This window comes from Paenibacillus sp. FSL K6-3182 (genome assembly GCF_037976325.1).
Classification (GTDB): domain Bacteria; phylum Bacillota; class Bacilli; order Paenibacillales; family Paenibacillaceae; genus Pristimantibacillus.
The window spans coordinates 6,048,673-6,065,078 of record NZ_CP150265.1; the positions used below are offsets into that span (position 1 = coordinate 6,048,673).

The following is a 16,406-nucleotide window of genomic DNA, read 5'->3' on the forward strand; positions in this document are numbered from 1 at the left end:
TTTCTAGAAAGTTGTGTGAATGCTTTGGAAAATAAATATGTCAAAGAAACGCGATCCTTTAAGGTTTCAAGAGTATTCCCAACCGATGTAAACAATCACAATACGTTGTTCGGCGGCAAACTTATGTCTTATATCGATGATATTGCTTCGATATCCGCTTCCAAATTATGCAGAGTTACCGCGGTAACAGCTTCGACGGATTCCGTTGATTTCTTGCATCCAATCCGCCCAACAGATTCCGTTTCCCTAGAGTCCTTCGTTACTTGGACGGGCAAAAGTTCAATCGAGGTTTTTGTGAAAGTGATACGAGAAGATTTAAGAAGCGGCGAGCGAAAAATAGCAGCAACCTCTTTTCTTACTTTCGTTGCCCTTGATGAACAAAATAAGACAATACTTGTACCTCGTATTGTCCCTGAAACGGAAGAAGAAATTAAATTATATGAAACAGCCGAGCATAGAACGGCAATGAGGAAGCAGCGCAGAGAAGAGAGCAAAAAGTTTGCAGACTTTTTGCTGACGAAGTTTCCGTGGGAATAATCGTCCCCTTTTATTACTATTTATTTTGACGAACAACATCCTTGCTATTGCTGCGTGTTCCCTCGCCCAGCAATTTCATCGTAACCATGCCGATTGCCAAGCACCAAACAGGCGCAGAAACGCCAAGAAAGGCGACATTCGCTACCGCAATCGCAAATGTAAAGGCCGTTGAGTAGCGGTAGGCAGATTCCGAAAAGGCTGACTGAAGGCTTTGAATGAATACCCCCATCAATGAAAAACCCGTTAGAAGCCAAATAAATGAAGACGGAAGAATATTAATAAAGGCAATAACCTTCCAAGCAAATAATCCAAATAGCGCCACTAATGTACCCGAGACAATTGCTGCATAAGGACGAGATTCCTTTGCACCAGCTTCTTCGCTGCTGCAAAGCATACTCATCATTCCTCCAACATTTACACTATGTCCGCCAAGAAACGCTACAGCAGTCGTGGCAAAACCAGTTATCGTAATTGTCTTGGAAGCGGATGGCTCATAGCCATTTTTGCGAAGTGCTGCCAAAGCTACAAACAAATCGTTGCTAAGCACGAGTATCGACAAAGGGATAGCTAACGATAACAGCCCATTAATCGAAAACTCAGGGCTCACCACATGCGGCAGCGCAAACGGCAGCACCTCCATTGGAGGCAAATCGTAGCCAATCCATAGAGCAAGCAGCCCCATGCAAACGACGCCGAGCACGGGCGGAAAGCCCTTGAATAAACGGGGAAATAAGAAAAAAACGACCAATGCCATAAACCCGACAAAGGGAGCATCCTTGACCGCGGGAACGATTTTTACAATATGGTTGAATATTAAACCGGCAAGCATCGCATCCATCAGAGGCTTAGGCAGGAAAGCCAGCAGCTTATCGGACAGACCAGATAAACCAAATACAGCGATAATAATCCCGGAAATAATGCTCGCACCAGCTAACTCCTGCACTGTAAATTGTGTCGCAGAAGTGCTTAAGAAAGCAACGGCGGTTATCGAATGCGCGCCGCCAAACGGTATTTTATAAATCAACGTCAAAGCTATGTTCAGCAGTCCGCCAAAAAAGTAAACGGCGAACAGCCACGCGACGAGCTCTAAGGTTGAAAAACCTGCTTTTTCAGCGCTGCTAACGATGAGTACGGCTCCGCCTGTACATGCCAGCATCGCAGATAATATACCAGTAAACACATTTTGCCGATTGAGCTTGGATTGGGTTTTTATCATCAAATCGCTTCCTAATCGTATAATAATATTGCTTTCGAGTTGTTCAAGTGCTTAAGTATAACCGTTTCTATGCGATTTGTACCCATCCACTGCTCAATCTTTTTTCAGCCATTTCTGCGCATAACATATCAAGGCATCCCAAGACATCCCAAGATCAACTCTCTAACGAACTGTATTATTCTTATTGTGATGAAAACTAACTTACTTATGTTTTTACGAACCTCATGAACGTTATAGCAGGCTGAATTGAGTGTCATAAGCTATTTTTCTCGAAATAACGATTCTGGAGTTCGTTAAACTTTTAATCTATTACTTTTGATTAAAATAAGAGCTACTAGGTTCGTAAGTTATAGGTCCGAAAACGTTCACTCTGTCTGAGCTCCAGCTCCATTTCCTACCTTGATCATACGCCGCAGCTACTCTATAAGCGCATATTTGTGCTTACAGACAACAAACCTAGCCCTTTCTCTCGCTGTAAGAACATATACGTGCTTATTGCTCCATTTCCCACCTCGATCATACGCCACAGCTACTCTATAAGCGCATATTTGTGCTTACAGACAACAAACCTAGCCCTTTCTCTCGCTGTAAGAACATATACGTGCTTATTGCTCCATTTCTTACCTCGATCATACGCCGCCGCTACTCTGTAAGCTCATATACGTGCTTACAGACAACAAACCTAGCCCTTTCTCTCGCTGTAAGAACATATACGTGCTTATTGGTCCATTTCCCACCTCGATCATACGCCGCAGCTACTCTATAAGCGCATATATGTGCTTACAGACAACAAACCTAGCTTTTTCTCTCGCTGTAAGAGCATATACGTGCTTATTGCTCCATTTCACACCTCGATCATACGCCGCAGCTACTCCATAAGCGCATATACGTGCTTACAGACAACAAACCTAGCCCTTTCTCTCGCTGTAAGAACATATACGTGCTTATTGCTCCATTTCCCACCTCGATCATACGCCGCCGCTACTCTGTAAGCTCATATACGTGCTTACAGACAACAAACCTAGCCCTTTCTCTCGCTGTAAGAACATATACGTGCTTATTGCTCCATTTCTTACCTCGATCATACGCCGCAGCTACTCTATAAGCGCATATTTGTGCTTACAGACAACAAACCTAGCTTTTTCTCTCGCTGTAAGAACATATACGTGCTTATTGCTCCTTTTCCTACCTCGAGCATACGCCGCAGCTACTCTATAAGCGCATATATGTGCTTACAGACAACAAACATAGCCCTTTCTCTCGCTGTAAGAACATATATGTGCTTATTGCTCAATTTCTTACCTCGATCATACGCCGCCGCTACTCTGTAAGCTCATATACGTGCTTACAGACAACAAACCTCCCCCTTTCTCTCGCTGTAAGAACATATACGTGCTTATTGCTCCATTTCTTACCTCGATCATACGCCGAAGCTACTCTATAAGCGCATATTTGTGCTTACAGACAACAAACCTAGCCCTTTCTCTCGCTGTAAGAACATATATGTGCTTATTGCTCAATTTCTTACGTCGATCATACGCCAAGATTCGATTGTCCACCATTTGCTTAAGCAAACATCAATAGACCAAAATAGAAAAATGGCGTCACAGAAACAAGTCTCTGTGACGCCATTTTTTTCAATATTCATATCGAGCTATCTCTCCAGTGAGTTCATCACTGTGGAACAGCCCCTTCAATCGTTCGTTTGTTATCGCATTACCATTCCACGCTTACTGCAATTCCTTCCGGAACGCCCGGATAGCGAAGAAGCACCGTTCCTGACTCTCCATCATACTCGTATGATGCCGCTTGATCACCAGCTGTGACGCTGCTAGGCTCACTTGGTACACGCAGGCGCGTACTAACCGTGATGTCCAGCGGTGCCTCTGAAACAAAGGAAATTCGGTTTTCAGCCGACAGCTCCTCACGAATGCGAGATGAACTAACAAGAATACTTGTTTCCCCCTGCTGTTTATCAGAGTAGTTCAAATCAAACAACAAGCTGTCCTCTCCCGATTTGATTTCCACGGAATGTTTCACAGGCATGCTCGCTTCGAACAAATCAACGAACAATCCTTCAAGAACAATTGAATCATCCGCTTCCCTCTCATCCAGCACATGAGTAATGACATAAGGCCCCCGTCTCATATGCAGCGAGGTGCTTTCCTTATAATCAACCATTTCTCCGCGGATCTCGAGCGACCTTTTTACAGCACTCCGTATAAGAGCTGCACCCGCTTCAGAGCGGGACAATTCCGCCGGATTCTCACGGTAAAATAAAACAGCACCGCTGCCTACCGTAAACTCTCCTTGCTCCGGGTTTCTACCTAAGCCAAGCGACTCGAATAAATGTTCTTCCGGACGCATGTAAGAACGGCGGCTGTTCTCACGGTTCCACCATTCCCGTACTTCATGATAGGGGTCCGAGCCGTCACCGACATAGATGAGTATGCCGCCCTCCCTTACCCATTGTCCGATAGCTTGATGAATGCCCGGATGCTCCGGCTTCATAAATTCGTAGCTGAGCAGCAGCACCCGGTAATGATCCAAATATCCTGGGAAGGTCAAAATATTGTCCAGCTGTACCGGTCTAAGCGGAATGCCTACCTTCACGAGCGGAAGCGCGAGTCCGTAAAAGGATGACCAGTCAAGAAGCTCCTTCTGCTCTGCACTCAGCTCTTCAGCTGAACTCGTTCCGTCATATTTGGCAGCTTCGCCTTCCTGCTCGTTTTCACGGATAACGTCCCCGCGTTGATACATCGCAGAGTTGGATAAGCAAAGGCCAATGCCAGCTGTATAGGCGTCGTCTCCAGCAACCTCATCATGGTTATGCATGTCGCGCAGTACATTCATGACCGTCAGAAGCACGGTCGCATAGTCACCCGGGATCATTTCTTTTCCTTTCCCGTCCTCAGTCGGGTAGCTGCCCTCGAATACACGGCGCGGCCATGGGCATACCTCGTATTGCTTCACCTCAGGATGCAGCAGGGAAGCAACAACAGTAGAACGATAGTTTTTACGATAGTCGCTCCAGCTGTATCTAGGGTTATCCTCAATCGGATCGTGAAGGAACCACATTTCACGCCCCGTCCCACGAGTCAGCTCCTGCATAATTCCATATTCCAAATATGCCGTCTCGAAGGTTCGCTCTCTGCGCAGCCCCTTATAAACGTTCGGAGTACGAGCCGTTCCCGTCCAGATCTGAGCAATGAAACCGTCACAGCCAGGCATCGAAACGAGCAGCGCCTCAGGACTAATAATTCTCCACTGCGTGTAATTGATCAAGCTGTGAGTTGGGACATAGAAACGCACCGTTCTACCGTAGGTTACTAACGAATATTCCTTCATTTGACTGCAAAGCCGGTCAAGCGCACGATAGTACATTGCCGCCTTCAGCTTGGATGCTCTATACTGAGCGTCCGGTGAGGAGTGGGGAGGAATCCAATCCTCCCCGTAATAGTTCAGCCACTCCCGCTTGAACGCATCGGAATAACCCGATGCCGCCCAAAATTCCGGCTCTTCCAAATGAATCGCTTCTGCGCCAGAGTCGATTGCCCGTTTAATATGAGAAGCCAAATATTCAGCGAAGGCAATGGTCGGAACCATATAAGGAACATCCTTGCCATGAAGCAGATGATTTCCGCTGCGGTCCATTTGAGCTTCATCCCAGTGCTCCCGTCCGTCGAATCGACCGTACAAGTAGTCCTGATACTCCCCCCAAGATACACCTGTCATCAAATGAATCTTATAGCCGGCATTTCTCCAGCCTTCGATCCGCTCAGGCAAGTCATCAGATATTCCGTACACCATGACAAAATCGGTCCGCAAATCATACTTCGGGCCATACGGCCTTGATTCCTGAAAACCGGTCCACTCTGCTCGTTGTCCCAAACCCTTCGTCAAAGCGAGAAGCCTCCTTTAGTTTGCCATTCCAAACAAAGCTACTTCCTTGCCTTTCAAGTTGTCATTAGTAAACTGCATCGCTTCTTTATAGCCTGTTTTATTCATCTGTCCGCGAAGATCATTAATGATTTTTAGTGCCGCTTCATCCGATTTCGCATAAATCGCTTCTTTCCAGACGTCGCCTATTTTGTCCATGGATGGCTTCAGCATTTCCCACTGTGGAGACTTAATCATAACGTCGCCAGGATTGTATGCCGAAATAACACTAATACCGTTAGGACGTAAAATTTTACGCGCATTGTCCATCGCTGCCAGACGATCCTGATCAGACCAGATGTCTCCAGCGCCAACGGAGTTGATGCGGTCTTGGCCAGACATGCTCTCAAGGCCAATGCCCATGCCTTCGTTTTTCTTCATCTTGCCAGTTGTATCCGCTGAGAATTTATCAAACCATTCTTTTTTGGCTACAGGCTTGCCGTTTTCCATATCCCAATGTTCGCCTTGAATGCCGTAACGTACGAGAAGGAAACCTTCATCAGAAGCAAGATAGTCCAGCAGGCGAAGCGCTGCATCTACGTTTTTCGATTTTTTCGGAATAACGGTTACGTTGTTTCCTTGAATAGAAAGGTCAGCAGGACGGTCAGCAGCAGCACCAGCACGCTCAAGCGGGCCGACTGGAATATAATCGCTGCCTGGATGCGCTTTCACATAGTCCTTGGAAGCATCGAGAATCGCTGGATAGTGAGCAGCCAGCACTGCAATACGACCTTGCTTGATTTTCTCATTCGCGATTGGATCGGTTTGCGTAAACGCTTCAAGATCAAGCAGACCTTCGGAGATCAGCTTGCGGTAATACAGCGTATAATCCTCGTATTGTTTCGAGAAGAAGCTGTTTTCCAGCGTTCCATCACCTTTATCTACATAACCAGAGCCATAGAACATCGTATTACCAATACCAACAGCCCAGCCGTTATGGAAGCCTCCGAGAGGAATAACAGACATGCCATTTTCCTTCAGGTCAGCGTCCTTGATTTTTTTCAGGAAGCTGTAAAGCTCTTCCTTTGTACGTACGGATTGCGGATCTACTCCAACCTTCTCAGCAATATCCTTGCGGACATAGAAGCCATAAAGCCAATCCATTGCATCCTCAGGTGTTGCAGGGTGGTTCTGGTAAAGCAAGAACTGCTTGCCGTCATACACATCAAAAGCTTTCTCATAAAGCGCTGGCGGAACATTGTCTTTCTGAATCGCTTTTGCTAGATTTGGATATTTGTCCAGCTTATCCGAAAGATCGACCAATTGGTCTTCCTTCGCTGCTTTTATAATTCCATCTAGCTCTCCGCCCCAAGCTGGACCTGTGTAAATATCAGGCATATCTTGAGTTGCAAAAATGGTGTTCACTTTCTCAACTTCACTGCCCTTTGTATATTCCCACTCGATCGTAATCCCCGTTTTTTCTTTAATAACCTTCTCGATCGCCGTCGTATCTGTGTCGCTGCCGCTGGAGCCGTTCCAGTTGTGAAGAACTTTGAGTTTCACCTCTTTTTGCTCTGTACCGCTGTTAGTTGTGCCTGCGTTGTCCGAAGGCTTATTGACGGCGCCACCGTTGTTGTTGCTGCAGCCAAACAGCGTAACCGCCATCAGAGTTACTGCGAGTAACAACGAAGTGCTTTTTGCTCTTTTGTTCTTCATAAAAACCCTCCCGTGAACTGTAATGAAATATGATAAAGTCCCGAATGCGGACGATTATCCTTTGACCGAGCCAATCATAACGCCCTTGACGAAGTAACGCTGCAAAAACGGGTAAATACACAAGATCGGAAACACCGTGATAACGAGCAAAGCCATTCGAAGCGATTCCGGTGTTGCCCCAGCCACATTGACGCTGACGGTCTGACCGCCTTGCTGCGCCGCTCTCTGCATGGAGGATGATAGCGCTTCCGCTTCGGTCAGCAATTCTTGCAGCAGCGTTTGAACTGGTATCAGATTTTTATCCGACACATAGTAGGCGCCTGTAAACCAGTCGTTCCAATGCGAAACCCCGATAAACAAAGCGATAGTCGCAAGAACTGGACCCGATAACGGTAGTATGATTTTAAGGAATATTTGAAAGTCACCGTAGCCGTCAATTCGTGCCGATTCCTCTAGCTCCTCCGGTATGCCTTGCAGGAACGTTCGAAGAATGACGATATGCATGAAATTGAACAGCATCGGAATGACATATACCCAAAAACTGTTGATCAGATGCAGCTTCTGCAAAGTGATGAAATACGGAATGAATCCAGCGCTGAATATCGTTGGCAAAAAGATGTAATACGTAAAAAATGTTCTTCCTGGCAGCGTTTTTTTGGAAAGCGCATAAGCCATCAGCGTACAAAGACCTACGTGCAGGAATGTGCCGAGCACCGTTCGAAGCAGCGTAATTTTATAGGCCTGCCAAATGCGGGCATTATCAAAAACCTCTACGTAATTGTCGAGTGTAAATTTACGAGGGAAGAAATAAAGCGCACCCATCATCGAATCTTTTCCATCGTTGAGCGAGTAGACCAGAATGTAAATAAACGGGTAGATCATCGACAATCCGAACAATGTTAAGAAAATATAATTACAAATGCTAAATATAGAAAATCGGCTTTTCGCCATATCAAACCACTCCTTAAAACAGGGATACGTCGCTAACCTTGCGAGCAATTCGGTTGACAGTCACGATGAGAATGAGTGCAATGACACTCTGGAATAATCCTACAGCAGCCGCATAACTTAATCGGCCTTCACCTATACCGGAGCTGATAACATGCACATCGAGTACGCTGCCGATTGCGGCGGTAGCCGGACCGTTCAGCAGGAGCAGCTGCTCATAACCAGCGCTCATTAAGCTGCCGGCCGAGAGTATGAACAAAATAACGGCAATGTTGCGAATACCAGGAAGCGTTACATGCCACATTTGGCGAGTGCGCCCAGCGCCGTCGATCTTAGCCGCCTCGTAAAGCTGCTGGTCAATGCCGGCGATTGCTGCCATATAGATGATCGAGTTCCACCCGATGTTTTTCCAAATATCTGAGCCTACAACAATTTGATAAAACCATGTTGTATTGTTCAAGAACTGAATCGGTTCTACACCAAACACACCAAGCAATTCATTGATTGGACCTCCAGATGGAGTAAGAAGACGCTGCATCAGCGTAACAACGACAATCCATGAAACGAAATACGGTAAATAAGAAAGCGTTTGCACGGTTTTCTTAAATTTAATGTTGCGAACCTCGTTCAATAGGATTGCGAGACATATAGGCATTGCAAATCCGATAAGAAGCTTCATGAGACTGATGATAATCGTGTTGCGGATCAACTCGAATGACTGATAATAGGAGAAAAACTGCTGGAAGTATTTCAGTCCTGCCCAGGGGCTTCCAGTGAAGCCCCCAGAGAACATGAAATCACGAAATGCCACTTGTACGCCAAAAAGTGGAACGTAGGAAAAGAGGAAAAACCAGATGATGCCGGGCAGCATAAACAAATAAAATAGTTTGTGCCGCCAAATTCGTTTCCACAATACAGACTCTGTCATATGCTCTACCTCCTTGCCAAACGGATCGTTTTTATTTCAAATGGAGTAAAGGCCAGGTGGTATGCCCCTTCCTCCGCATGGATTCTATCGATGGGTGTTTCCATCAAATCAGTAAGCCAAGCATCCGCTTCGTTCATAGCTGCAATGAGTTTTGCCTTAAGATGTGTTCCTGCGGTTTCATATAAACGGATGATCAGATCATCCCCGTCCTCTGCCTGCTTCACCGTTTCAACCATCACATTGGAATGGTCAACGCTGAAAAATGATTTTGCTGCTGGCAAATGCTGTGCCTCGTCGCTTGCTGCCATGCTTACCGAACGCAGTGGTACGTTAAGCTCATATCCACGCTTATAAACCTCTGCCTGAACATGATCCCCTTTATGCGGGTACAAGGAGTACGTAAACTGATGCTCTGCTTGATCGGCTTCTGGATCTGGATACGATGTACTGCGCAAAAGATTCAAATCCAGCACATTCTGCCAAGCACGATGTCCGTATTTGCAATCATTGAGAAGTGCGACGCCATAATCCGACTCTGAAAGATCGATCCATTGATGAGCGCAAATTTCATCCTTCGCATAATCCCACAGTGTATTGCGATGTGTAGGGCGTTTCAAGTAGCCGAACTGAATTTCACAGCTCGCGCTGTCCGATCGAATATTGACAGGGAAGGATGTACGCAGCATCTTCGCTGATTCCTTCCAATCAACGTTCGTAACGAAATCGATGCGGCGGCTGCCTTGAGTCAGGATGACCTTCTGTGTCATTGTTGATTGACCAAACCGATATACAAGCAGCAAGCCTACCATTGGTCCATCTTGGAAAGCTGATGATTCAGCTGGCTCAAGCGGTACTCCTCCCGAGAGGCGATAATCTTGTTTAATATCCCATGCATCGCCCTCATCATGATACAGGCTGAGTTCATTCGCCTTCTGGCCATGCGGGATGATTTCCCGGCCAAGCTCTTTATCAATGATGGATATAATTGTGAAGTCTTCAGCGAACGTAACCGATAACAAATCATTTTCCATTATCCGATCGATAGCTGATGCCCTCATATCAGGAAAGAGGTTATTTGCCGCTGTTTTCTCTTGCGTCCGGGCAGCTGCAATTTCTGCTTCAGCTGCTGCCGTCTCAGCAAGCGCTAGTGAACCATTTGCAACGGCATATCCCATAGCAGGAATACGAACCCGCTGCCATGCGCCATTGTTTTCATACCATTCTTCCCGATCCCATGACAGGGAGTTAAAGATTACCTCAGAGCCTTTCTCAGCAGATACGGATTGTGCAACCGCTTCGTAAGCTTCGGAAATTAATTGCTCGACACGGTCCAGCAGTATAGCGTATCTCTCCAGCGATTCATCGTATACGCGCTTGATAGAGGAGCCTGGCAATATATCATGGAATTGATAGAGCAGCACTTCTTTCCATATCGTTTCCAGCTCCTGCGCAGGATAAGGTTTGCCCTTTGTTCTTTCAGCCAAGACAGCTGCATATTCAAGCTCACGCAAAGCTTTCTCAAGCTTACGGTTATACCGTTTATTGCGCGCTTGGCTGGTCAGCGTTCCTTGATGGCGCTCCAGATAAAGCTCCCCGGACCACACTTGATAACGATCAGAACCAACTGCAAGCTTCTCAAAAAATTGTGAAGAATGCTCTTGAACAACTGGGCTAAGGCCAAGTAAATTTTTCTCCCGCTGCAATCTCTCGAGATGCTCCTCGCCAGGACCGCCTCCGCCATCGCCGATTCCGAACAACATGAGACAATTCTCCGATACGTTTTTGTCCATATATTCATTCTCTGCCTTCACAATGGAACGAGGTGCAGCCGGGCTGTTATACGTATCCTCAGGCGGCATATGAGTCAGGACACGCGAGCCGTCGATTCCTTCCCAGTGGAACGTATGGTGGGGATGACGGTTGTAAATGCTCCATGACAGCTTCTGCGTCATCATGTAATCAACGCCTGATTTTTTCAAAATTTGAGGCAGGCTCGCTGTGTATCCAAATACGTCCGGCATCCAAAGCGACTTCATCTCTTGACCAAACTCTGCTTGGAAATACCGTTTTCCGTAAAGGATTTGACGGATCAGCGCTTCTCCGCTAGGTACGTTTGTATCCGATTCAACCCACATCGCGCCTTGCAGTTCCCAGCGCCCTTCTTGCACACGCTCTTTGATGCTTGCATACAGCTTCGGATAATGGATTTTCATCCAATCATAAAGCTGTGGCTGGCTTGCTCCAAAGATGTAGTCGGGGTAACGTTCCATCATCCGCAGCACCGTTGAAAACGTGCGTGCTCCCTTACGGATGGTTTCGCGGATTGGCCATAACCAAGCCAGATCCATATGCGCGTGGCCGACGGCACTAATTGTAAGCACTGGATCTCCGCCGCGTTTATCAAGCTGCTCACGCAGCAGTTTCGATGCCTTAGCTACTCTTTCTTCACTCAAAGATGTAAGGATATGAGAGGCTTCATACAAAGACTGCAAAATGCGTGCTCTGCGTGCTGACCCTTCAGGCAAACGATCCGCCGTCTCCAGAAGTACCTCAGCGTCATAATAAAGCTGATGGATATTCTCGTGGCAGATTGCGACTTGGGCTTCCTTCAAAGTGCCGCTGCGGAAGCGACCGAACAGGTCGTTGCAGCCTGCATCGCCCCACAAATCAATTTCTTCATCCCCCTGCGCGCTTTCACTAATGTGTACAACACGTTTGCCAGGAAGGCCAAGGCTATAATCAAACTCAGAATTTATATTCGTTAAACCCTGAATAGGTGTTCCCTCTTCATCTACTAAACAAAGCTCACCATTCACATCGATAAGAAGCACAATTTTGAAGCCCTTCGCCTCTTGCGGTACTTTTCCGCTAAAGTGAAACCAAGCGCAGTCCCAAAGATTTCCCCAGCGGTCTCCCGCAGCGAGTTCAATCTTCCGGCCTGACTCCCTATCCTCGTAAGAAACCGGCTCCTCAGTAACCCAAGCGGTTACTTTCAAATCCGTAAGCGGCTTGTAGATTTGTTCCTTCAACCGGTCCAACAGCGACTTCAACTGCTCCGTTCTCACTTTTTCGTATGGCATTTGTAGGTCTCCTTTATCATCCAGTTCTATATTTCATACAGGCTTTTTCCCATACATGCCTATCGACTTCAAATTGTTAGCGTTTTCAGATCGTACTCGCGAAACTATTCAAAACTTCGCTATATGACTTTTGAAACCAAGCTTTATAAACATTTGTCTTATTCATAATATAATATATAGATTCAATATATTCAATATATAAATAAAAAAATCTTTTCCTTAGCGGAAAAGATTCTCAATTTTATCGCTTATTCAATTATTGAACTGGTCTTGGTCCAGTCGTTTGGCGGATAACCAGCTCAGGATTAAGCAGCGTTTTGCTATATCTATTGTTTGGGTCTACCCCATTTTCAATAATGTTGATCAGTGTGCTTGCTGCACGATAACCCATATCATGCTCAAACTGATTGATATGTGTAAACAAGCTGAACTCATCTACGATAGATGTCGGGTCATCGAAGCTGATAATAGACAAATCCTCAGGCACGCGAAGCCCCGCTTGCCTAGCCATTTGATAAATTCGAACAGCCAGCCTTCCGTTAAGCGTAATATACGCTGTAGCCATTCGGTTGCGAATATAGCGGTATAACGGGTGCTTCTCAGCATCCTTAAGACTACCAACATTAAAATCGGTAATAATATGAGCCGGATTAATGAGTGCGCCTTTGTTTTTCAAAGCGTCCATATAACCTTCAATCCGCTCCTGTACCGTAACCGTTTGCAGCGGAGAATCTGAGCAAATCGCAATTTCCCGGTGCCCAAGCTCCCACATATATTCGACAGCAAGGCTTGTTCCAAGCCTTCCATCCGCAGCGATATAATTGGTTTCTACGCCAGGCAGGAAACGATCGATAAGTACAAAGGGGTAGCCATTGAACTTCATATTTAATATTTCTTCGTTATAATTCTCTTCATCTACGGGAAATACAAGCAAACCGTCCGTACCGAATTCCTTTAGCGTCTTAAACGCTTCTTTCTCTTTATCCACATCGCCCTCAGACAGCAAAATCATGCTTCGGTAGCCCTTTTCTCTTAGCGCCCTCTGCACTCCCTCAACTAAACGGATGGCAAAATAATCATAAATAGATGGCATAACGAGACCAATCATACGCGTTTTATTCTGGGTTGCCGCTCTTTCTAAACCAACTGTCGGCGTAACCGGCACTGTCTCATCCACTTCTACCGGCCCATCATTGCTGACGAAGCTGCCCTTTCCCGGTACCCTTGAAATGATTCCATCGTTCGCAAGTCCGACCATCGCATTCACTACAGTTATTTTACTGACGTTAAACAACTTCATTAGATCTTTTTCGGTCGGAATGCGGTCCCCCGCCTTCAAGCCTTCCGTAGCAATCAACTCGCGGATATAATCCTGGATTTTCTGGTAAAGCGGCGTACGGACTGTTGAATTCATTTGCTATCACCAAGCTCCATATTAATATTTGTAATATATAATATAGGTTAGCCTCTTTTTAGGCAATACCCACATCTTTGTCGAATGAAGTAAATTACCCTTCTTTAGAACTAAGGAAGACGCTAATTCACAGCTTTTTTCCTATACATCGGGCGTTTTCAACCACTTTTCTTGTCGAATATCGCGAATTTTGTATATATAATATATACAATATATATTTTTAATTGTATTCGAAATCGCTATCAATATGACAAATCATAAGCAATTCATCCATTTAAACCTCATTGTTCATACATCAACCTATGTCCTAAGTCATGCTTTCACCTGCGCCGTTGACTCTCGGTACAAGATCTCTCCAGCTACAAGCAGCTTCTCCATCGGCTCCTGCTTGTTCGTTATTCTGCTAATCAGCCTCTCTACCGCACGCTTGCCAAGCGCCTCCTTAGGCACATGCACCGTCGACAAAGAAGGTGTCATGCGATAGGAATCGTCAATGTTGTCATAGCCTGTAATGGACACCTCTTCCGGCACCGCAATACCTAGCTCCTTCATGGCATCAATCGCACCGATACCGATCATGTCATTTGCACATAGAAGCGCCGTTGGCATCGTTTTTGCCTTGAGCCTTTTGATTGCCCACTGTTTTATCGGCTCTTGAAACTGCTCATGCTCAAAACCTTCAACGGGAAGATAACAGTCATTGCTCATTTGGAACCTAGGCTCCACCAGAGCCTGCTCCTCCAGTACACTTCGGAACCCAAGAAACCGATCCTTAAAGCTCCGCGAATAATTCATATCCCCAATAAAGCACAGCTGCGTATGTCCTTTACCAATCAAATGTTTCGTCAAGCGATACATAGAATCATAATTGTTCGTAAACACCGTATCGCTAGGAATTAACATATCCTCATGATCCACGAGCACCATTGGCAAGCCGATGCGATGCACCTCTAACAGCAGCGGAGTTGAAATTTCTCCCACGCCGATAAGCCCCAATATGCCATTCGGGTTCAAGAAATGAAGGAAATGATCAACGCTTTGCTCTGACACAATGACCATGCCATAACCATCTTCCTCCAATCGCGAAGCAATCCCATCGAGGATTCTTCCCCAATACAGCGACTCCTTCGTTTGGAAGCGAATATTAGGCATAAGCACAAGCACCGATTGTTTGTGGGCGGCAGGCGTTTTGGGAAGCTGCTCAAGCTTCATTGTTTTCACATAAGCATTCTTTTGCGTAAAATAACCCAGCTGCGATGCCGCTTGAATAACCCGCTCCTGTGTTGCCTCACTGACGCCGCCTTTGCCAGAGAGCGCCTTCGAGACAACAAACTTTGATACGCTTAAATAATCAGCAATTTGCTGCATGGTAACCTTGTTTGACATCGGTAGTCCACCTTAGCTTTCAGTAATGGTTCGCGCTTCTTTCCAGCGCCTATTGTATTCGGTAAACACCTTCTGCAAATCTGGAGAGGCAATCCACTCTTGAATATAATCGCCGGACCAAAATGCAATTTGAGCTGTATTCGCAATTTCAAGCAAGAGGTCGTCTGGCACTCTTCGCTCCAGAAATTCGATGTTGAACGATAGAAACTGTTGAAATTGCGGCAAGGAAGGCTGCTTATCCTCAATCACAGGCAAGAAGCCCGAATCATCAACATAACCAGATTCGTTTACAAAAAATTTGACCCACGCCTCGGCGAGCTCTTTGTTCTCGCTAAATTTGCTTACACCCACAAACCAATCCGGGCTTAGCGGCGAGAAGCGCTTCTCGCTATTGTCGTAAGGGAATGGGAAAAAGCCGATATCTTCCGATTTCGCACCCGCTGCAATAACTTGATTGATGACCCAGTTACCCATTAAATACATGGCGGCTCTACCGTCAGCAAGCTCTTTTTTGGATGTTTCCCATTGATTCGAAAGCAATTGGTTTTCCACATAACCTTTTGATATTAATGTTTTGACAATGGAAATTGACTGTCCCCATGCATTATCAATAGTCCACGGCTCGTCCGTGTTGACCATATTATTTAAATAGTCGGCATTGCCAGTCATATAGCTGACTAGATCCTCGCCCCAAGTCATAAGCGGCCACTGAGCGCCATAATTCAGATAGACAGGTACAATGCCGGCTTTCTTCAGCTTCTCGCATGCTGCATAGAACTGCTCCAAGGTCGTTGGGATTTGTGTAATGCCTGCCTTTTTGAAAGCTTGCTTATTATATACGATCCCTGTCGTGGAAGCGCCGGTAGCAATACCAAAGCGTTGTCCAGCATGTGCTTTAAAGTCTGCAAAATGAATATGCTCAAACAAGCTGTCGCTTAGCGGCTCAAAATAATCAGGCAAGTCTTCATTTTTAATATTGTTCGGAAGCAGCAGCACATCGCCTAAGCTGCGAGTGGATAAGCGCAGCATAATATCGCTGGCATAATTGGTTATGCCCTCAAACTTGACCGTTACGCCAGGATTCAGCTGTGCAAATTGATCGGCATATTTTTGAAACACGCCATTCTCCATCAGATCAACACGATTGGTCATCACATTAATCGTCACATTTTGACCAACTTGTTCCTCTTTGCTAACGGGCTCCTTTTCCTTTTCGCTGTTGCCTTGTGCCTTCTGGCATCCCGTCAAGCCTATGCTGGACAAAAGAACAATAAGCAGCAGCATACAAATGTATTTGTTCAT

Annotated in this window: 10 protein-coding genes; 1 reads left to right on the top strand and 9 read right to left on the bottom strand. The window is 45.9% G+C overall.

All coding sequences use genetic code 11. The features are described 5' to 3' along the window. Positions 1–24 precede the first annotated feature (24 nt). Positions 25–537: an acyl-CoA thioesterase gene (locus MHH56_RS26675; protein ID WP_076269129.1), complete on the top strand. Its 513-nt coding sequence runs from the start codon at positions 25–27 to the stop codon at positions 535–537. Between the two features lie 16 nt (positions 538–553). On the opposite strand, the gene MHH56_RS26680 is transcribed toward MHH56_RS26675, so the two are convergent. From MHH56_RS26680 to MHH56_RS26720, 9 genes are all read right to left on the bottom strand, one after another. Next, entirely contained in the window at positions 554–1,753 is a 1,200-nt protein-coding gene (locus MHH56_RS26680) for a benzoate/H(+) symporter BenE family transporter (protein WP_339204667.1), read from the bottom strand. Positions 1,754–3,469: 1,716 nt separating this feature from the next. Next, positions 3,470–5,656, bottom strand: coding sequence for a hypothetical protein (locus tag MHH56_RS26685; RefSeq protein WP_339204668.1), 2,187 nt, complete (start codon positions 5,654–5,656; stop codon positions 3,470–3,472). Between the two features lie 15 nt (positions 5,657–5,671). Continuing rightward, a complete protein-coding gene (locus MHH56_RS26690; RefSeq protein ID WP_339204669.1) occupies positions 5,672–7,348 on the bottom strand; it encodes an extracellular solute-binding protein in 1,677 nt (558 codons plus the stop codon). Positions 7,349–7,402: 54 nt separating this feature from the next. After that, positions 7,403–8,299 (bottom strand): carbohydrate ABC transporter permease, encoded by an 897-nt coding sequence (locus MHH56_RS26695; RefSeq protein ID WP_339204670.1) that lies wholly within the window; start codon positions 8,297–8,299, stop codon positions 7,403–7,405. A 13-nt stretch (positions 8,300–8,312) separates the two neighbouring features. Continuing rightward, positions 8,313–9,224 (bottom strand): ABC transporter permease subunit, encoded by a 912-nt coding sequence (locus tag MHH56_RS26700; protein ID WP_076268992.1) that lies wholly within the window; start codon positions 9,222–9,224, stop codon positions 8,313–8,315. A 5-nt stretch (positions 9,225–9,229) separates the two neighbouring features. Next, positions 9,230–12,304, bottom strand: a complete 3,075-nt coding sequence (locus MHH56_RS26705) for an alpha-mannosidase (protein ID WP_339204671.1) — start codon at positions 12,302–12,304, stop codon at positions 9,230–9,232. Positions 12,305–12,560: 256 nt separating this feature from the next. Then, complete coding sequence (locus MHH56_RS26710; RefSeq protein WP_339204672.1) at positions 12,561–13,718, bottom strand: GntR family transcriptional regulator; 1,158 nt, start codon at positions 13,716–13,718, stop codon at positions 12,561–12,563. Between the two features lie 312 nt (positions 13,719–14,030). Beyond that, a complete protein-coding gene (locus tag MHH56_RS26715; protein WP_339204673.1) occupies positions 14,031–15,104 on the bottom strand; it encodes a LacI family DNA-binding transcriptional regulator in 1,074 nt (357 codons plus the stop codon). Between the two features lie 12 nt (positions 15,105–15,116). Continuing rightward, positions 15,117–16,406: an ABC transporter substrate-binding protein gene (locus tag MHH56_RS26720; RefSeq protein WP_339204674.1), complete on the bottom strand. Its 1,290-nt coding sequence runs from the start codon at positions 16,404–16,406 to the stop codon at positions 15,117–15,119.